Genomic DNA, 18,771 nt, shown 5'->3' with positions numbered 1-18,771 from the left:
GACCAGGCGAGCATATCCGTAGATGGTCATCATCCGGATATCTTTTTGGCTGCCGATGATCGTGCGCAGCGTGCCGCCGTACTGGCCGGGCTGCCGGCCCATCGCAGCGAGGTTCACCACGCGCGGGCTCTTGGGCAAGCGTTTGGCGAGTGCCGGCAGCGCCAGGGCCTTCAGCAGCGGCTGAAGAAATTCCGGCTCCAGATCGCCGGCGCGCAACGTGCTCGGCACAAATGCCGAAGCCATGAGTCCAAGGACGGTGCGCCGGCTGATCAATGGCGTAGCTCGCTGGCATCGGCCGAGCGTCGGGCCAGAACAAGGTGGCCGCCGCCAAGATCGAGCGGCGACAGCACGTCCTCTTCGCCCTCGTCGCGGAATTGCGGTCCCCATGCGCTGGTGTCGGAAGCGCCGCTGAGCTTCAGCGTCTTGAAATCCATCGGCCTGTCGAGATCGGGGAAAGGTACTGCGGCGACCAGTGAGCGCGTGTAGGGGTGGATCGGTTTCCTGAGCAGAATTTCGCGCGGCGCTAGCTCGACGATACGCCCGCCGCACATCACCGCGATGCGGTCTGCCATGTAGTCCACCACCGCCAGGTTATGGGATATGAACAGATAGGTCAGTCCCAGTTCCTTCTGCAGGTCCTTCAGAAGGTTCAGGATCTGCGCCTGGACGGAGACGTCGAGCGCTGAAACCGGCTCGTCGCAGATCAGCAGTTCAGGCCCCAGCGCCAACGCGCGCGCGATGCCGATCCGCTGACGCTGCCCGCCTGAGAAACTGTGCGGATAACGCTTGATGAAGCGCGGATCGAGCCCGATTGCCTGCATCAGGTTCTTGACCATGGCTAACCGGGACGCGGCATTGCCCCGCTGATGGATTTCCAGCGGCTCGCTCAAGATGTTCTCCACCGTCATGCGAGGTGAAAGCGACGAAACCGGGTCTTGGAAGACCATCTGGATTTTCGCGCGCAGCATGTGCAGGGCGTCTCCCTCGCCTGCTAGGACGTCGATCGGTCGATCGCGGCCGTTGAAGATCACAGAACCACCGCTAGGGGTGACAGCCCGCATGAGGATCTTGCTGACGGTGGTTTTGCCGGAACCGCTTTCGCCGACCAGACCCAGGCATTCACCCCGCTTGATGTCGAAACTCACGCCGTCGACGGCGCGAACAGAGGTTTGATGATCCCCACCGAACCATCCGGACTTGCGGATGGTGAAGGTCTTTGTCAGATCCCTGACCGACAGCAGGATGTCGTCCGGCCCCTTCGATGCCGGCGCGGTCTGCTTGCCGAGCAGGTTCCCGACATTCACCGGCACCTCGCGCAGCGCCTTTAGCCTTTCACCAGGCTTCAGGTCGAAATGCGGAACGGCTGCCATCAGGCCCTTAAGGTAAGGATGGCCTGGCCGGCGGAATATCGCCTCGACGGGTCCCGCCTCCATGATCTCGCCATGGTACATGACCACCACCTCGTCGGCGACATTGGCGACCACGCCGAGGTCGTGCGTGATCAGCAGCATCGCCATGTTCAGCTTGGTCTGAAGCCCGCGCAGCAATTGCAGGATTTGCGCTTGGATGGTGACGTCCAACGCCGTCGTCGGCTCATCGGCGATCAACAGGGCGGGCCGGCAGATAAGCGCCATGGCGATCATGGCGCGCTGACGCAATCCTCCGGAAAGTTCGAAGGGATACATGTCATAGGCGCGCTTGGGATTGGGAAAGCCGACAAGGCTGAGCATTTCCTCGGTCCGCGCCTTGCGCTGCGCCCGAGCCATGGGCGTATGAATCTGCAGGGATTCGCTGACCTGGTTGCCGATCGTGTGCAGCGGCGACAGCGATGTCATCGGCTCCTGAAAGATTTTGCCGATGCGGCTGCCTCTCAACGCCCGGATTTCGGGCCCATCACGCGACATCTTGAGGATATCCTGCGTCGTGCCGGGCTTTTCAGGATCGGAAAACAGGATCCGGCCGCGAACATGGGCTGTGTTCGGCAAAATGCCCATCACGGCCTGGCTGAGAACCGATTTTCCGGAACCGGACTCGCCCACAAGCGCGGTAACCTTACCGGGCAGGACGCGAAGATTTGCGCGCCTGACGGCATGCAACGGCCCCCCCATGATGGCAAAAGAGATGCCAACGTCTTCGATCCGCAGCAGATCGACACTCGAATTCATTCTCACACCAGCCCCACTCTGGTAGCTCTCCAGAAAGCGAGACTAGCGCATTGCCAGCGCAGAGCAACTTGGATTCGAAGCGGTGGTCAGTGGCGGAACCGACGACCGAACTGGCTACCAAAGGCGATCGGGCCAGATCGCGGCGGTTTACTGGAGCTTACTCGGGTCGCCCGCCGCCATCCGCGCGGCGTCGCGGTGAAGCAGCATGACCTGCTCGGCGTCCGATCTTCGGCCGTGAATCGGCTCCGGCGCACCGTCTTCATCGAGTGCGAGAGCTCCCGACAGATCTGGTGAAAGCACCGTCAGCTTCTGCTTGATGCCAGCCAGTTCCTCGTTGCCGAGCGTCAGCCATTTGTTGGCACCGCAATAGCCGGCGAAGTCTTTGCTGGCCAGAACGCTGTGCGGATATTTCTTGGTCAGGGTCTGGAGGCGCTGGACCTCGTTCACAGCCGAGCCGAAGACAGAGAATGTGAGCCGGTCGGTGAGCCCGACATTGCCAAACATCACATTGCCGACATGCAGGCCGATACCAAATTTGATGTCGGACAACCCCTGCTCTTTTCGGCGCAGGTTGAGATCCATCATGCGTGCGCTGGCCTTGTGGGCGGCCGCAAGCGCAGCCTGGCAGGCGATCTCGGACTGCGAACGATGCCTTTCGCAAGGGTAGACGGCAATGAAGCCATCACCGATGAAACTCATGATCTGCCCGCCGTTGCGATTGAAAGGTGCGGCAACGGCGTCGAAAAACTGGTTCAGCGTATCGATATAGACTTCGCGGCCTGAAGTTTCGGCAAGCCTCGACGACCCGCGCATATCTCCCATTACCAGTGCGGCCCGAATTGTATCGCCCTCGCCGCGCTTGATCTGGCCGTCAAGCACGCGCCTGCCAGCGTCGCCGCCGAGATAGGTCGTCATCATGTTGTCGGCGAGCTTGGTCAGCACCGCCATCTTGGTGGCAATAGCGAGATGGCTCTGGATGCGCAGCAGCGCCGAAATCATGCTGTCGCTGAAGCCCGCGGCGCTGTCGGTGGACCAAGACCCCATCATGCCCTGACTGGTGTTGCCGCTGAAGGGATGGACGAAAGCCATGTAATCGGTGATGCCCATAAGCCGGAGGTCATCGAAAACAGGAAACTCCGATAGCACCGACGGGTCGAGCCGGCGTCGCAGATGGTCGAGCTTATTGCTGAGCAGATGGTAGTATGGACTGGTCAGGAATCTTTCAGACGGCACACCGGCCTCCTTGCGGAAGCCTTCCACTTCCATGCCCTGGCCGCGAACCCAGGTGAAGCCAAGCGCGTCATAGAGCGGATGAAGCATCGAGAAGCTCAAATGCACCCGCTTCAGCGGCAGGCCGGCAGCAGCCAGCCGTTCGCAAAAGCCATTTACCAATGTTTCCAGGTCGTTGCCCGCCAGCGCCGATTCGTTCAGCCAATCGGCAACCTTATCCATGAGGATGGTGGAGATTTCTGCGTACGATGTGCTCATGCTATCTCGAAACCCGTCGGAAGACGGAACCATTATCTTCTGATCTGTCATAACACAGTCCGTCAACGACCCAACGATAAGACACCCGAAGTCAACAAGCCGGCCTCGGCGGCAAACGCGGCGAAGAATATCCCGGATGACTACCCTTGCGGCCAAGGGGAAGGCGTAAATGCATCTGTATTCCGTGGCGTTATGTGGCGAGTCAGCCGACGCAGTGCAACCACGATCCTGACACCGCGCAAGAAATTCGCCGGCTCAGATGCCGTCAGGCCTTCACCACCGTCTCTCGGTCCAGCCCGAGGCGGCCAAAAACATTGCGCGTGTCGACGATCAGAGGAGCGTGATCAGCGATCGTCTGATAGTCGATCGCGTCGTGGTCGGTTGCAACGACGACAGCATCGAAATCTTTCAGGGCCGCCTCGGTCAATTCGACCGAGCGGCGCCCCTTGATCGCCATATGCTCTCGTGTGGTCGGTATCTCGATAACATGCGGATCGTGGAATTCCGCCTTGCCGCCCCAATCCTCGATGAGTTCAATGAGCCGCAATGAAGGGCTTTCGCGGATATCGGGCACATTCTTCTTATAGGCGAGCCCGACGATGAGAATGCGCGAGCGGCTGAGCGCCTTGCCGCACCGCTGGTCCAGCGCCTTCGCCAGCTCATCGACCACATGACGCGGCATGGCCGTGTTGATCTCTGCCGCGAGCTCGATGAAGCGGGTCGGCAATTCGTATTCGCGCGCCTTCCACGTAAGGTAGAAGGGATCGATCGGAACGCAGTGCCCGCCAAGTCCGGGGCCAGGATAGAACGGCATGTAGCCGAAGGGCTTGCTCTTTGCCGCCTCGATCACCTCCCAGATGTCGATGCCCATCGCACCGAGCACGACCTTCAACTCGTTGACGAGAGCTATGTTGACCGAGCGGAAGATGTTTTCCGTCAGCTTGACCGCTTCGGCGGTCGCGGTGGTCGAAACCGGAACGACGGTCTTGACCACGCCATGGTAGAAAGCCTGCACGAGCGTCGCCGCTTCAATGCCGTCGCCTGCCACGACCTTAGGAATCGTCGCGACTTCAAAGCTGCGGTTGCCGGGATCCTCGCGTTCGGGCGAGAAGCCGAGGAAGAAGTCTATCTTCGACCGCAAGCCGGTTTCTTCCAATATGGGCTTGATCACGTCGTCGGTGGTGCCGGGATAGGTGGTCGATTCCAGCACGACGAGCTGGCCTGGACGCAGATGCTTGGCGATGGTGCCTGCTGTGTTCCTGACAAAGGAGAGATCCGGCTCACGGTTTTTCGTCAGCGGTGTCGGAACGCAGATGATGATGACCTCGCAGACGGCCAGTTCCGCAAAATCCGCAGTGGCGCGGAACCGTCCGCTCGCCACCTGGCCGGCAAGGGCTGTCGACGTCACCGCCTCGATGTAGGATTGGCCGTTGTTCAGGCTCTGGACCTTGTGGGCTTCGATGTCGAAGCCCGAAACCGGGAAGCCCGCGCGTGCGACCGCAACCGCCAGCGGCAATCCGACATAGCCCAGTCCGATCACGCCGACTTGCGCGGCGCGCGTCGAAATCCGGTTTAGAAGATGGTCATATATCGATCGTGAGGCGTCCAAAAATCTGCTTTCCCGTCAATTCGGACAGGCTTGTCCGTTCCCGTGGCGAGGCTCACTTGGTCCCAGGACCATAGCGGAGGCATATTGCGGAAGATCGGTTTCCGCAAGCCGTCATCAAACCGGCACCTTCGCCTTCAGGCTTGCGGCAGCCATCGCATAGCCGCCGGCAGCGCCATCGATGAAATGAAGGTGATCGCGCTGCAGCGGCGAAGCGACGAGACATGTCATCAAGGCCGATTTCTGGCGGTGAAAGCCATAGGTGCAGATGCCCGCCTGTTCCGCCTGTTTCAGCCGGTTTTCGATCCGTTGCAAGACGTCGGCGTCAACATCGATGGTCATCTTCAAGCCGTCGTCGAACTTCCGGAAGTCCGAATTGCTGGCCACTTCACGTTTATAGACCTTCGGATCGAAACCGCCGATCGTCCAGCCACATCGATCGGTGACAGCCGTAAGCGTCATGAGGAACACAACCCACAGCTTCGTCAGCCACCGCCGTCCAGCCGGCCCGGTGGCCCGCGCCTCGAGATCGAGACCGGCGGGCAGTAAACTGTAGGCCGGCCCGTCCGCCGGTACGGGGTGGCCATCGCGCTCCTGCCTGCCGGCAAGGGCGATGATATCGGAAACCAGCAACTGAAAGCCGCGCAAGTCGCGCGACGCCCCTGGTATGGCTATGATCGAGACGATTTCGCCATGTCGGGCCTCGATCGGGTTCCAGCGGCAGGAGAGGCCGGTCAGGTCCGGCCGCGCGCCGGCCGGCGCGGGATCGATGCCGTAGCGCCCCGCTTTCATCTCGGCTTCCGCCCAACTGCCGCCACCGCCGGCGAACATGGCATAGAAGACCGCTTCGGAGGCCTGGAACCTCGCCACGCGAACGTCGAGCCCTTGCGCTCTTATATCCCTTATCGGCACGATTGCGGCACGCAGGGCTAGGTCCAGTTCTTCCGCCACCCATCTCTGGACAGCGGCAAGCGCGTTGCGGGCGATCTCCAGCGCCGAGCCGGGAAACGCCACGAGCGCGCCGTCGCCGCCAAAGACAAAGGGAAAATCTTGCCGACCCAGCGCATTGAGCAGCGCCGAAATGACGCTGGCGCCGGCCATATTGACCGTTTTATAGCCCCCAGCCTCGATCGCCTTGGTCGAGCCGACGATGTCGGCGGTGGCCAGCGCCCAGTCATCGGGGAGAGGCCGATAGTTGTCGATATCGGCAACGCTTTCGAACTTTGCGAAGACCGGCAGAGAAGCGACAAACGGGTCCGACGCGGCAGCTGTTTCCATGGGCATCAGATAGCATATTCCACTGCTTGAAGGGTGAAGTCGATCATGCTTCGAAATTGACTTGCGCCAGCTTTCTGATGATAGGGTCCGGCGATGCGAATTGCCTTCTACGCACCACTGAAGTCACCCAATGATCCCGTTGCCTCCGGCGATCGTCAGATGGCACGGACGCTGATCAAGGCGCTGGAGCACGTGGGGCATAACGTCGAACTGGCATCCGAATTGCGCTTCTATCTACGCGAACCAGAGCCGAAAAGTTTCGATGCGCGCAAGATCGAGGCCCGGGAAGAAGCCGCGCGGCTGACAAGGCTTTGGGCTCGTGACGGCAAGCCCGATCTCTGGTTCACTTATCATCCCTATTACAAGGCGCCCGACCTGATCGGGCCCGAGCTGACGGCGGCCTTTGCTGTCCCCTATGCGACAGCGGAAGCCTCCTATTCGAGGCGGCGCAACGCCGGTTTGTGGGCTGATGCACAAGCTTTGGTGGCGCGAGCCGTCGAACAGGCGGCGCTGAACATCTGCTTCACGCAAAGGGACCGCCAGGGACTGGCGGATGCGGTACCCGGCGCCACTTTCGGCATGCTTTCGCCCTTCATCGACACATCGGCATTCCGTGAAACGCCGGCACGGGGTTGTCCGACACGCCTCGTTACCGTCGCCATGATGCGCCCGGGCGACAAACTCGAAAGCTATCGCATGCTGGCGCAAGCGCTCGGCTCGATCGGTCACCTGCCCTGGACCATGTCGGTCGTCGGGGACGGGCCTGCCCGTGACGAGGTCAAAGCGCAATTTGCCGGCTTGCCCGCCAACCGTATCGAATGGCTTGGCGCGATTGAGCCGGCCGCCGTGCCGGATGTCCTCTACAGTGGCGGAATTTACGTCTGGCCGGGTTTCGGCGAGGCCTATGGCGTTGCCTATCTTGAAGCGCAGGCCGCCGGCCTGCCGGTGGTGGCTCAGGACATCGCCGGCGTGCCGGAGGTCGTGCGGGATGGCCGGACCGGGTTCCTGACCCCGCCGGGCGATTTGACGGCGTTCGCTTCAGCCATTGAAAGGCTTCTGGCCCGCAACGACGAAAGAACCGTCATGGCCGCAGAAGCCAGACGTTTCATCCTCGAAGAACGCTCCCTCGGTGCTGCGGCAGCGCGTCTCGCCGAACTTATTGCGAAGATCCCGGTTTCATGACGTCCGATCAGATCTGGCAACCCTTGGTGAAAGAACTGGCGCGCTGGCAGCGGGCGGACCGCAAGGCAGAGTTCTGGCTGCGCGACGATGACGCCGTGGATCCGACGCCTGCGCTTGATCGGCTGCTCGACCTCACCGGTCAATTCGCAATTCCGGTCACTCTGGCCGTCATTCCGGCCCTGACTGATGGGAAGCTGGTCGCCCGGCTTGACGAGGCGCCGCATGCCACAGTCGCCATCCATGGCTGGGCGCACCGAAATCATGCGTCGGAGGGCCAGAAAAAGCAGGAGCTCGGCCCGCAGCGGCCACGCGAGGCGGTGCTCGATGATCTGGCTCGCGGGCTGTCGCGCATAACCGGCCTGCACGGCGCACGTGCCGTTCCGATGCTGGTGCCGCCCTGGAACAGGATCGACGCCGGCTTGGTATCCGAGCTTGGATCGATGGGATTTGCGGCATTGTCGGTCTATGGGTCGCCGAAGCCGGCTTCGCTGGCGGTCGTCAACAGCAATGTCGACATCATGGATTGGCATGGCACGCGCGGTTGCCGCGATCACGGCATATTGGTTCAGGCCATCATCGCGCAATTGCGACAGGCATTCGACGGCGGCGAACCGGTCGGCGTGCTCGCCCACCATCTCGTACACGATGAATCGGCCTGGCTTTTCCTGGAACGGCTGTTCACGGTCACCGCACAGACTGAAGCCTGCGCATGGCTTCCGATCAGGACATTGATCGGGCGCGGCGCCGGCAAAGGAAAATAGCTCAGCGCGCTTGGTGCGATAAGACTGGAAATTCGAGCGTCTGGCCATCCCGCGCGGCAAAAGCGCCGGCAAACCTGTCCTTGGCCAGTTTCTCGATCTCGCCCAGTTCCTCGTCGGTGCGTGCCGGATCGTGGTGAACCAGCGCAAGCTCCCGCGCGCCGGCCGCCTCGCAGAGCTTGACCCCCTGTTGCCATGTCGAGTGCCCGTTGCCGCGGTAGCGCTCCATTTCCTCCTCGGTGTAGGTGCAATCGTAAATGACGAGGTCGGCATCTTCGATGAGGTCGAGGACCGCCTGATCAAGCTTGCCCGGCTCGTGTTCGGTGTCGGTGATCACCGCCACGACGCGGCCGCCCCATTCGACCCGATAGCCTATACAGCCACCGGGATGGGTTAGGCTGCCGGTTCGGATCACCACCCCTTCGCGCGGCCGAAGAATGTCTCCTGATACGAAATCGCGGTAGTCGAGGCTTGCCTTGCAGACGTCCAGTCTCACCGGAAACCAAGGCGGCCGCATGAACTCATCGACAATCTGCTGGGTCGTCATGCGTCCTGCAAGATGCCCGGACCAAAGCCTGACTTTGACGCTGCGGTCGTAGATCGGCTTAAAAGCCGGCAGTCCGATGATGTGGTCGTAATGGCAGTGGGTGAAAAACAGGTCGAAATCGGTTACGCCCGACGCCCGAAGCGCTCGGCCGGCAGGCGGCAGGCCGGAGCCCGCGTCGAAGAGAATCGTATGCTTACCGCATCGCATCTCGATGCAGATCGTGTTGCCGCCATAGCGGGAGAATTCTGGCCCCGATACCGAAATGCTGCCGCGCACCCCCCAAAACTTGACCAGGAAAACCTCGTCCTCCATGCTGCTCCTTCGCGGTCCAGTCGCCCATGCTAGCCGGAGCCATCACGACGGCGAGGATTAAGTGCGCGTCACTGGTTACTTGGCGCTCCGTGCGTCGATCAGATCCGCGGTCGTATGGCTTAGGCGATCGGCGAGGACCCGCACCATTTCGATGGTCATTTCCGGGAACTCCCTCATGAGCCTCAGGAAATGATCCTTGCGAATTCTCAAAGCTTCCACCGGACTTGCAGCTCTGACGGTGGCCGTGCGAGAGCTGTTGCACAATATGGCGATCTCGCCAACGATCGAATTTGGCAGCAGTTCGGCAACTTTTATCGGTCCGTTGTCGGAATCGACCAGAATATCCGCCTTGCCTGAAAGGATGACATAGGCGGCATCTCCCTCGTCGCCTTGCCGGAAAAGAATCTGGCCGGCGCTGTAGCTGACGCGATCGGATGTGAACGCAAGCAGCTTGAGCTTTGCCGACTCAATGCCGGAGAACAAGGGAACGCGTTGCAGCATTCCAACCTCATCCTTGAGCAGCATTGTCGCAAACCTCCCAAAATTCACGTCTGCCAGACTAGAACAACCGACGCCCAGATGAAATCAATTCCGTTTCCAGGTGGCAAGACGAACCGCTTGAGGTAGCGAGCCCAATCAGCCGGAACGCTCAATCCATTGACCTTGCAGCAAGTTTCCCAACGGCGGAATGATTCCATCTGAATGTCCAATGCTCTATGAGAGCAGTTCCTTGAAAATACCGCCCCCGGCCAAAAGTGTCTCGTGTGTTCCGTCTTCCACCAAACGACTCGAGTCGAAGACGACAACGCGATCGAACATCATCGCCATTGCCGGATTCGTCACGACGCACACAATTGCCGGCGAACGGCCGTCGCGCCTGGCTTCCTCGAGCACGTTTTGCGACACCTTGTCCTGTACGCGCTGGTCGAGCGCCGACAGCGGCCGGTTGAGAATGAGAAAATCGGGCCGCTTGAGCAGGGCTCGGGCAACATCGAGCTTCTGTCGCTGCCCAGCGGTCAACCGCCTGCCGCCGGCGCCGACATTGAAGTCCAAACCGACATCCAGCAGTTCGGCATAAAGCCCCAATTCATCAAGAATGTCATAGACGATGGAGCGTATGCGATCCGGCGCGTCGGGATGGTTGCTACCCAGACGCCCGAATAGGACATTGTCCATGACCGTAGCCGCGGCAATGTATATGGCGGGATCATAGCGTTCGACCGCATTTTGCAGCTCGGGCGGCAGGTTTTCATAGAATCGATTGCGTGCGGCAACGATCTTGTTCATCAGTTCGTCGCCCAGCAGGCCGAAGCGATGCCGGGGCTCGATATAAGCAAAGCTCAGGGTGACGATCATGGCGCGGTCGTTCTCGGAGACCGTCTCGTAGGGACGGTTCTTGAGCCGTTGCAGCAAGGTTTCGTAGGCGGGTATCTCCTCGGCGCTCATGAAGGCGAGCTGCTGGAAGAACTGGTGATCGGGCGGCAGATCGGCAAACAGCTCGATCGATTGTTCGGCGATATTCAGGCCCATTTCGTAGAGCGTGCGATCGAGGCCGGCTTGCCTCAGCACGGAAGCAAAATAGGAATTTGCCGCCAGAGCCTTGTCGGCAAGCTCCGGGCCGGCGGCAGCGCCGAAGAGCAGGTTCTGGCCGATCGTTGCTTCCTTGTTGTAGGCGCCCGGCTCGAAAGGAACCACCAGTTCGTTCAATCCTTCATTTTCCAACCGGGTTCGCAGCGCCGCACGCAGTTCGACGATCCGCCCGGCAAGCTTGGTGTGTCGCGTGAGGTCGGCCGAAGAACGCAAGCCAAGATCCAGAATGTCGCGCGACAGAAGAACTGCGTCGAGCACCTGGCGCACGGCTTCAAAGAGGTCGTGCGGGCCGGTAGCGCCGACGGAAGCATAGTCGATCCAGTCACTGTGGATATCAAGGTCCGGGTTGCCCGACCGGCGCGCCTCGTGAATGTTCCAGCGCTGCTGGTCCGCCGCGGCACCGTCATAAGTCACCGATGTCAGCGGCGCATGCTTCAATCCGTAGAGCAGATTGTCGCGGAGGCTTGCCTGGAACAGGAAAACATCGGACGAGGCATAGGACATGCGCCGGCCGGTCACTGCTTCAGGGAGTTCAAGCAGGTCGTCGGCACCCGAAGCGACCTTTCCGCTTTCCGGCCAGCTCAGCCGCGCGAAGGCCTCTGCAAGCGCCTCCGCTCCACCTGTTGAGGTGCTGACCAGCGCCACCGTCTCACCGGGATTCACCTGCAGAGAGACCCGGTCGAGGAGCATTGCACCGCCATCGTCTGCCATGGACAGACCGATCGCCGACAGGGGTTTGGTCATCGGACCGGGATCATCGATCGTCAGTGCGCCGATTTGCGGCGCAATGAGACCCTCGACGGTGAATTGTTCGACGACCTGCTGGTATTTGACCTGGACGTCCTGCCGATCCTGATCCCAGTCGATCAGTTCCTTCATCGGTCCGGGCAGGTCCTTGTAGGCGCCGATCACGGCCACGAGCTGGCCAACGTCCAGCCGGCCATGGATGACCAGGTAACCGCCGACCATGTAGAACAGAAAGGGCGTGATCTGCGCGAGAAAATTGTTGAGGAACTTCACCATGAATTTCCATTGGTAAAGATCGAAGCGGATCTTGAAGATGAGGCCGAGCCGGGCAGCTATGTCGGCGCGCTCGTAATTTGATGTATCGTGGACGTGAACCGCGCCGATGCCGTCGACGATTTCGCCGACGCGGCCCGATAGCGCGCGCGCCGTCAACTGCCGTTTACGCCCGAGCACGATCAGCCGCCGCCGCATTCGCGGGATGAGCACGATCTGGATCAAAACGATCACGGCGGCAATCATTCCGAGCCAGAAGTTCTGGACTACGATGAACAGCATGGCCGTCACGGCCTGGCCGCCGAGCAGCACCGGCTGCAGGAAAGCATCGCCGATGAAACCGCCCAGCGGCTCCACCTCGTCCTTCACCATGGTTGCCACCTCGGCGGATTTCACGCGCTTGAAATAACGCGGCGGAAACCGCAGCACACGATCGACCAATTCGAAGCGGATACGGCGCAGCATGCGTTCGCCGAGGCGGCCCTTGTAGGTGTTGATGTAGAATTTGAACAGGCCGTTGATGATGACCAGCAGGAGGAACACAAGGCTGAGGGCAAACAGCGTCGTCGTGCGGTCGAGCTGAAAGCCAGGAAAGAACTGGACCTCTCCGATGAACGGCAGGTTGTAGTGCAGCCTCATGAATGGCTGGGTCGCGCCCGGTTGCTCGAACCCCTTGCCTTGGATCGGGCCGTTGACGATCAGCTTCGGCAGGTCAAAGGACATGAAATACGGGATCATCGAAAGCAAGACGATAACCAATATCCAGAGCTGCTGCTTCTTGGTGTGCGTCCAGATATAGCGAGCTAGGCTGGGTTCCATATGCGACTGTGAACCTTCAGTTCAAAGAACAAAGTAAAAGCATCGGCTGGTGGACGGCGCATCGGCAATCATCGCCGGCGACGCGTTCGAAGCCTGCGAGGCGGCTTGGCGAGGCAAGATTGCGTTGTGTCGCCCGAAATCCCAACGTACAAGGCGAATATGATGGATGTCACGCAACCGCGCAATGCCGGCATGGACGGGCACGAGCAGGCCTTGGACCTCACGCGGGGAATTGCTGCCTATGTCAACCACCCTCTCGTGGCAGGGCTGGCGCGCGTCATCGCCAAACATCCGCAGGCCGACATCGCCAACGCCTTCAACCACAAGCAGGTGGCCTGCAAGATGTGGGCGCTCGACAGACTGTTCGAAAGCTGCGGCGGGCGCTTCGCGCGCATATGGGTTCTGGGCGGATGGTACGGCATCTTGCCGGCGATGCTTTTCAACGACCCTCGCTTCGACATCGCGACGATTGACAGCATCGACATCGATCCCGAAGTCGCGCCGGTTGCCCAGACCCTCAACCGGGAAGCCGGCGACCGGTTCCGGGCGCTGACGGCAGATATGTACGCACTCGACTATGCGGCCGGGCCGTCCGACCTGATAGTCAATACGAGCTGCGAGCACATCGCCGATCTGCGCGCCTGGCTTGCCCTGCTCCCGCGGGGCACGAATGTACTGCTGCAATCGAATGACTATTTCAGCGAGCCGACGCACATCAACTGCGTGGCTTCACTTGCAGCCTTCGAGGCAATGGCGGCGCTGCGGGAGATACGATTCTCCGGCGAACTACCGACAAAAAAATATACGCGCTTCATGCTGATTGGGACGGTTTAGTGCCTTTCGCCCAAAACCGCGTAGCGGTTTAGGACAACGACATGCATCAAGACTTAAAGCGCGTCGACTGAATCCGTTCAGCGCGACGCGCTTTAGGCCCCGCCGTTTGCTTGGTCATGTCCCGGGCCCCATTTTTAGCGACCGTGTTCGATGCCGCTCGCGCAGGATTTGCGCCGAGTGACGCGCCCCTTCCAGATCGAGACGATGCGCGGACGGCCTCGGCGCCACCAGCGCCTGTTCGATCGCCTGCGCCAAACCTTCAGGCGTCAGGTCCTTTTCCATCAGCACCGTTGCAAGACCGAGTTCTTCGAGCATCAGGGCGCGAACCGTTTGTTCGGTTTCCCCGCCGGCTGCAAACGGCACGAGCAGGGAGCGACAACCCGCGCGCAGGACATCGCAGACCGTGTTGTAACCCGCCTGCGAGACCGACAGGCGAGCGCCGGTCAGCAGGCTGGCAAAATCCTCGCGGAAGCGGAAGATGGACAGGCCCGGCGTGACATCGCGTGCGATGGCGTCAAACTCGTCTTTCGGCAAGTTTGGGCCGGTGATCAAACACCATTTCCAGCCATTGTTGGCATTCCGCGCCGCTGCGATGGTGGAACTGACAAGACCCCTTCCGGCAGCCCCGCCGCCAACCGAAACCAGAATGTCGAAGCGCTCGGTGGCCGCGGGCGATGGCGGCGCGGCAACGAGCCCTGTGTAGGTGACCTCGGCCCTGATTGCCCTGGCCAGCGGAAATGTCTTGTCGATGGTTGCGAAAGCCGGATCGCCGTGGACCATGACAAGGTCGAAGTGTCTGTTGATGAGATCGACCGTTTCCTCGTTTCGGCCCGACTTGACGCGCTCCTGAAGAATATCGCGGACGGACGTCGCCAGCAGCGGTCTGGGCGATGTCGCCTCGATGGCCTCGATCAGCGGCATGAGTTCGAAACGCATCTGCCGGCGTCCAAACGGAAAGGCCTCCACAATGACGATGTCAGGTCTGCAATCCCAGTAGGCCTGCAGCAGTGTCTCTGAACGTCGTTTCTTGAAATCATCGTCGATGGGTCTGCCCTGCAGATCGACAAGTCCGGAAAATCCTTCATCACCGGAGGTGACAGGCGGCAGGGTTACAGTTTTCACCCCTGGTCCCGGAAACCCCGCGATCGGCGCGCCGCCGGTCACGACGGTTACGTCAAACCCGTCATCGACCAGTGCCGCTGCGATGCGGCTGGAGCGAGCGAGATGGCCGATACCGAGCAGGTGCTGGACATAGAGGAAGACGCGCTTCAATCGGCGGCCCGCCACTCGCGCTCGAACAGTTCCTTGAGCTGTCCGATGCTTGCCGTATGATCGAAATTGCCGCGCACGCGCCGCTCGGCGGCGTCGCCGAGACGGGCGCGCAGCACGGGATCACGGATCAGGCGCTCCAGCGCCTTTGCTAGGGCAATTGGGTTTTCCGTCGGAACCAGCAGCCCGGTTTCATCCGGCGACAAAAGCTCCGGCACGCCGGAAACATCGGTCGACACGCAGGCAAGCCGCTGGCTGGCCGCCTCCACTAGGACATTCGGCAGACCGTCCCGGTCGCCATTTGCGGTGATCCTGCAGGCCAGGGCGAAGATGTCGGCGCACCGGTAGTGCTCAAGCACCTCCTCTTGCGCAAGCGCGCCCTTCCAGGACACGCGACCATCCAGTCCGAACTTTTGCGCCAGCGCCTTGAGCCGTTCCAGTTCCTCGCCGCCGCCGATATGCTCGAAATGCCACGCCAAATCGCCAGGCAAGAGGGCAAGCGCCTCCAGCAAGGTATCGTAACCTTTCTTTGCAACTGCGCGCCCGACACTGAGAATGATAACCGGGTCGTCCGCCGCCGAGCCGTCATGCTGTTTTCGCGCCTCGCCGAAACTGCCGAAGCGATCAAGGTCGAGCCCATGGTAGCTCAGATGCACGGACGAGTTGCCGTTTGCGAGTTCTTTAAGACGATCGAAGCCGGTTTTCGTGCAAGTGACCGTCCAGCGCGCCGAGGAAAGCTTGCCGGCCAGATCCCAGTCCGCAGAAGTCCAGATGTCCTTGGCATGGGCTGAGCAGCTCCAGGGCAGACTACGAAGCAAGCTGGCATAGCGCGTCACCGATGCCGGCGTGTGCGCGAAATGGGCATGCAACCATCCCGCGTCTTCCGGCCATTCGGCCGCCAGCACGAGCGCTTGCCCGAAGCGGCGCACGCGATTGCGCGTAAAGTCGCGGCGGATATCGGCAGCCAGCGATCCGAGCGCGCGCCAGAACCCCGGCCGCAGCAGATAGGCAAACAGCGAGCGAAGCACGCGCAGCGGCTCTTCATGCAGATATTCCGGCAGATAACGGACGGGCGCCTTGATCTCGTCATGCACAGGGTGGCGTTTTGCGTCGGTCGGCCGCCTGAGCGCGACGAGTATCAGGTCAAATCCCGCGCGCTCCAGACCGAGCAGTTCCTGCGCGATGAAGGTTTCCGACAACCGCGGATAGCCCTTTAGAACCACGACGATCTTGCGACGTTGCAACTCAGCTCATTCCCTCAATGACCGAAAGGTGAGGGCTGGCCCGCCGATCGAGCAGTTCTGCGACGATTTCGGAAATATGAGGCAGTCCTTCCAGCCTCAGATGGGGATTGCTCTGAGATGGGCGGGGCCGGTCCGGCAGCGCCACCAGTGCATCGGCAAACCGCTGGGAATCCTTGGCTTCGTCCGGCAAAAGCATCTCGATAAGGCCGAGTTCGGCTGCGCGCCGAGCGCGGATCAGTTGTTCCTCACGGGGCTCGACGCGCGGCACGATTAGCGCCGGCTTGTCGAAAGACAGTATCTCGCAATAGGTGTTGTAACCGCCCATCGCCACTACCGCCTTGGCCCCCGCAATCAGGTCTTCCATGCGGTTGTCGAACTCGATGATCTTGATGCAGGGGATCTTGGCCCCCTTCTTGAGCAGCTTGTTGCGCTTGCGCGCCGGCATGTAGGGCCCAAGCACGATCAGCGCCCTGTGCTGCAACTGCGGGTTCTGCTGATAGGCATCGATGACGTCGTGGATCAGTTCCGCGCCGTCACCGCCGCCCCCTGTGGTAACAAGGATATACTCACCCTCGGGCCGGTGGCCGGGCAACTCGTTCCGCTGCAGGCGCCGTTGCAGGAAACCGACGAACCTCATCTTTGCCCTGACGGCCGGCGGCACATCCAAGCCGGTCAACGGATCGTAGAAATCCGGCGGGCCATAGGCCCAGACCTTATCGTAGAACAGGCCTATTTTGCGCAGCACATCCCTGCGTGCCCACTCTGCTTCGAGCAGATGCGGCGCATCCATCACCTCGCGCAGGCCAAGCACGAGCGTGGTACCCCGCGTCTTGAGGTAGGACAGTGTGTCCTCGATCTCACCGCGCAGGCCGAGCGGTTCCTTGTCGACGATGAAGATATCCGGCCGGAAGGTCTCGGCCGTGTGGCGGATGATCGACTGGCGCATCCTGAGCGTCTCATGCAGATCGATATCCTTTTCCAGCGAGGTGTACTCGCCGTTGCGCAACTTGATGACGCTGGGGATCTTCACGAAGTCGACACGGGCGCGATAATCGAAGGCGCCGGCGATGGGCGCACCCGAAATGATCAGCACCTGAAGTCCGCGGAAATCCTCGACCAGCGAATGCGCGATGGTCCGACAGCGCTGCAGGTGGCCGAGCCCGAACGTATCGTGGCTGTACATGAGAATTCGAGCGTCTTGTACGTGCTGGATCATTTCTGAACGTCTTTTAGAATTCTCGCCTTGGGAACCGGGGCGGTTGGGGAAGCCATCCTGAGGCCTAACCGACCTGTTGTGAAACATGAGGGCGCAATTTTCAATTCGTATTACCCAAGAGGCCGCAGATCGCCCCTCACCGTCCGCGAATTCATAGTCTCCCATGCGACCGGCGCGATGCGAAAGATCAGATAGCGTTCTTCACTCTGGACCCCGCATTTCGTGATGTGATGGGCGCCAACAATAATCCGAAGCCTTTCATGGAGCTACATTCGCACGAAGCGCTCGGGTCTGTCTTCCCCGACCTGAACACGTGCGACTCCACTACACACTTCGTCGGTCAGCAGCATCGATAACTGTTCTCCATATGCTGGCCACCGGGGGTCAGCTCGTCGCCCCAGACGAATTCAGCGCGGATGCCTCCAGTCTGCTCCCCGGACGTAAGCCCATCAGTTGTTATGACTGCTGCGATCGATGCCGCGCGAAGGCCTCACGGACGTCACGAGCCTCACGGACGTCACGAGTAAGAGACGAAGGGCACGCCGGCCCATCGAATGGCGCGTGAGCGTCTCGCGCCAGTGCGGCGCCGCCACTGTTCAGAGCGATTGTCGCGTCATTTAAGACAAGCGTCGGCGGCCGAGGATTTCATTCGCACTCATCTCCGGGAAGACATACCCATTGTTCGACTGTGCAAGGAAATTGGTGTTAGCCGGACAACTGGATTACGCCTTTCGCCACTACCTTCGCCGTAACCCCGCTCGAATTCATCAGAGCGCTCCGTCTCAATGAAGCCAGACGGCTCCTTACTGCGGCACGTGCTGACGGCTTGAGCATAACTGCGGTCGCTATGGAGGTGGGGATCACCCATCTGGGCCGCTTCGCCGCGAATTATCGACTCTTCTTCGGCGAATCTCCCTACGAAACGCTGCAGCGCGCCGGAAGATCGTGACCGGGGCGCAACCCGCGCCGAGAAATGCCGGTCACCATCGCCAGCGGTTCGATGGAATTTGCGCAATCCGGATAGAAGTCGAATTTGAGAATTAGTACATTCTAAAATTCTAGCCTGCGTTGGGTGCTGCATAGTCCGGACATAAGAACGCGCGAAGCGGTGAGCTCTTGGGAGGATCAAAAATGACGAGACCTAGCTTGAGATTGACCGGCGCTGCCGGAATCGTCGTCGTCTTGATGTTTGCGGGGCTCATCGATGCCCTTGCGCCCTTCGCCCCTTTCGCTGGCGAAGCGCAGGCGCGAGTTGGCCATCCGCTCACGCCTGGCAGCGTCGCAGGCGTCGCAAGGCGCACCACACGCCGAACGATCCGCCGTTCGACTATCTACGTGAACAGGCTCCCGGCTGCGTGTGTGACGACTTCGATCAACGGCACCGTGCTTTGGCACTGCGGCAGCAGCTACTATCAACCCTACCAAGGGCGCTATGTCATCGTC

Annotated in this window: 14 protein-coding genes and 1 pseudogene; 4 read left to right on the top strand and 11 right to left on the bottom strand. The window is 60.7% G+C overall.

Annotated features, from left to right (window positions below; translation table 11 throughout):
* From EOA28_RS05865 to EOA28_RS05845, 5 genes and pseudogenes are all read right to left on the bottom strand, one after another.
* Window positions 1-273, bottom strand: a pseudogene (locus EOA28_RS05865) (ABC transporter substrate-binding protein); the annotation flags it as partial.
* Window positions 270-2,165, bottom strand: a complete 1,896-nt coding sequence (locus EOA28_RS05860; RefSeq protein WP_127249247.1) for an ABC transporter ATP-binding protein — start codon at window positions 2,163-2,165, stop codon at window positions 270-272. The gene EOA28_RS05860 and the pseudogene EOA28_RS05865, both read right to left, overlap by 4 nt.
* Before the next feature lie 147 nt (window positions 2,166-2,312).
* Entirely contained in the window at window positions 2,313-3,653 is a 1,341-nt protein-coding gene (locus EOA28_RS05855; RefSeq protein WP_127249246.1) for an adenylate/guanylate cyclase domain-containing protein, read from the bottom strand.
* Between the two features lie 265 nt (window positions 3,654-3,918).
* Window positions 3,919-5,262, bottom strand: a complete 1,344-nt coding sequence (locus tag EOA28_RS05850) for a nucleotide sugar dehydrogenase (RefSeq protein ID WP_127249245.1) — start codon at window positions 5,260-5,262, stop codon at window positions 3,919-3,921.
* 114 nt (window positions 5,263-5,376) lie between these two features.
* Window positions 5,377-6,537, bottom strand: a complete 1,161-nt coding sequence (locus EOA28_RS05845; protein WP_245463444.1) for a DUF3095 domain-containing protein — start codon at window positions 6,535-6,537, stop codon at window positions 5,377-5,379.
* Window positions 6,538-6,630: 93 nt separating this feature from the next.
* Here EOA28_RS05845 and EOA28_RS05840 point away from each other — a divergent pair, with 93 nt between their 5' ends.
* Both EOA28_RS05840 and EOA28_RS05835 read left to right on the top strand, forming a co-directional pair.
* Window positions 6,631-7,719 (top strand): glycosyltransferase family 4 protein, encoded by a 1,089-nt coding sequence (locus EOA28_RS05840; RefSeq protein ID WP_127249243.1) that lies wholly within the window; start codon window positions 6,631-6,633, stop codon window positions 7,717-7,719.
* Complete coding sequence (locus EOA28_RS05835) at window positions 7,716-8,480, top strand: polysaccharide deacetylase family protein (protein ID WP_127249242.1); 765 nt, start codon at window positions 7,716-7,718, stop codon at window positions 8,478-8,480. Before EOA28_RS05840 ends, EOA28_RS05835 begins: the two co-directional genes overlap by 4 nt.
* 1 nt (window position 8,481) lies before the next feature.
* Here EOA28_RS05835 and EOA28_RS05830 read toward each other — a convergent pair whose 3' ends face one another.
* From EOA28_RS05830 to EOA28_RS05820, 3 genes are all read right to left on the bottom strand, one after another.
* Window positions 8,482-9,336 (bottom strand): MBL fold metallo-hydrolase, encoded by an 855-nt coding sequence (locus EOA28_RS05830; RefSeq protein WP_127249241.1) that lies wholly within the window; start codon window positions 9,334-9,336, stop codon window positions 8,482-8,484.
* 75 nt (window positions 9,337-9,411) lie between these two features.
* A complete protein-coding gene (locus EOA28_RS05825) occupies window positions 9,412-9,861 on the bottom strand; it encodes a cyclic nucleotide-binding domain-containing protein (RefSeq protein ID WP_126081340.1) in 450 nt (149 codons plus the stop codon).
* A 189-nt stretch (window positions 9,862-10,050) separates the two neighbouring features.
* A complete protein-coding gene (locus tag EOA28_RS05820; protein WP_127249240.1) occupies window positions 10,051-12,765 on the bottom strand; it encodes an ABC transporter ATP-binding protein in 2,715 nt (904 codons plus the stop codon).
* A 162-nt stretch (window positions 12,766-12,927) separates the two neighbouring features.
* Here EOA28_RS05820 and EOA28_RS05815 point away from each other — a divergent pair, with 162 nt between their 5' ends.
* Window positions 12,928-13,599 carry a class I SAM-dependent methyltransferase gene (locus tag EOA28_RS05815; RefSeq protein ID WP_127249239.1) on the top strand — a complete coding sequence of 224 codons (672 nt, stop codon included), beginning with the start codon at window positions 12,928-12,930 and terminating at the stop codon, window positions 13,597-13,599.
* A gap of 114 nt (window positions 13,600-13,713) precedes the next feature.
* On the opposite strand, the gene EOA28_RS05810 is transcribed toward EOA28_RS05815, so the two are convergent.
* From EOA28_RS05810 to EOA28_RS05800, 3 genes are read right to left on the bottom strand one after another with little or no spacing between them, the layout of a single operon-like run.
* Window positions 13,714-14,871 carry a glycosyltransferase family protein gene (locus tag EOA28_RS05810; protein ID WP_127249238.1) on the bottom strand — a complete coding sequence of 386 codons (1,158 nt, stop codon included), beginning with the start codon at window positions 14,869-14,871 and terminating at the stop codon, window positions 13,714-13,716.
* Window positions 14,868-16,112, bottom strand: coding sequence for a glycosyltransferase family 4 protein (locus EOA28_RS05805; protein ID WP_127249237.1), 1,245 nt, complete (start codon window positions 16,110-16,112; stop codon window positions 14,868-14,870). The genes EOA28_RS05810 and EOA28_RS05805 overlap by 4 nt, the downstream gene beginning before the upstream one ends.
* Window position 16,113: 1 nt before the next feature.
* Window positions 16,114-17,328 (bottom strand): glycosyltransferase family protein, encoded by a 1,215-nt coding sequence (locus EOA28_RS05800; protein WP_127249236.1) that lies wholly within the window; start codon window positions 17,326-17,328, stop codon window positions 16,114-16,116.
* Between the two features lie 1,185 nt (window positions 17,329-18,513).
* On the opposite strand from EOA28_RS05800, the gene EOA28_RS39535 reads away from it, so the two are divergent.
* Window positions 18,514-18,771, top strand: a 258-nt coding sequence (locus tag EOA28_RS39535; protein ID WP_245501478.1) for a hypothetical protein, incomplete at its 3' end; no start/stop codon positions are given.

Source organism: Mesorhizobium sp. M2A.F.Ca.ET.067.02.1.1, from assembly GCF_004023285.1.
Classification (GTDB): Bacteria; Pseudomonadota; Alphaproteobacteria; order Rhizobiales; family Rhizobiaceae; genus Mesorhizobium.
Note: the sequence above shows the minus strand (reverse complement) of the source record. Positions and strands in the feature narration are given on the sequence as shown.

What these genes read in the sequence shown, in the direction of transcription:
- EOA28_RS05815 (WP_127249239.1), top strand. Translation starts at nt 12,928, where the DNA reads ATGGATGTCACGCAACCGCGCAATGCCGGCATGGACGGGCACGAGCAG.
- EOA28_RS05845 (WP_245463444.1), bottom strand. Translation starts at nt 6,537, where the DNA reads ATGGAAACAGCTGCCGCGTCGGACCCGTTTGTCGCTTCTCTGCCGGTC.
- EOA28_RS05835 (WP_127249242.1), top strand. Translation starts at nt 7,716, where the DNA reads ATGACGTCCGATCAGATCTGGCAACCCTTGGTGAAAGAACTGGCGCGC.
- EOA28_RS05820 (WP_127249240.1), bottom strand. Translation starts at nt 12,765, where the DNA reads ATGGAACCCAGCCTAGCTCGCTATATCTGGACGCACACCAAGAAGCAG.
- EOA28_RS05855 (WP_127249246.1), bottom strand. Translation starts at nt 3,653, where the DNA reads ATGAGCACATCGTACGCAGAAATCTCCACCATCCTCATGGATAAGGTT.
- EOA28_RS05840 (WP_127249243.1), top strand. Translation starts at nt 6,631, where the DNA reads ATGCGAATTGCCTTCTACGCACCACTGAAGTCACCCAATGATCCCGTT.
- EOA28_RS05800 (WP_127249236.1), bottom strand. Translation starts at nt 17,328, where the DNA reads ATGATCCAGCACGTACAAGACGCTCGAATTCTCATGTACAGCCACGAT.
- EOA28_RS05830 (WP_127249241.1), bottom strand. Translation starts at nt 9,336, where the DNA reads ATGGAGGACGAGGTTTTCCTGGTCAAGTTTTGGGGGGTGCGCGGCAGC.
- EOA28_RS05860 (WP_127249247.1), bottom strand. Translation starts at nt 2,165, where the DNA reads ATGAATTCGAGTGTCGATCTGCTGCGGATCGAAGACGTTGGCATCTCT.
- EOA28_RS05825 (WP_126081340.1), bottom strand. Translation starts at nt 9,861, where the DNA reads ATGCTGCTCAAGGATGAGGTTGGAATGCTGCAACGCGTTCCCTTGTTC.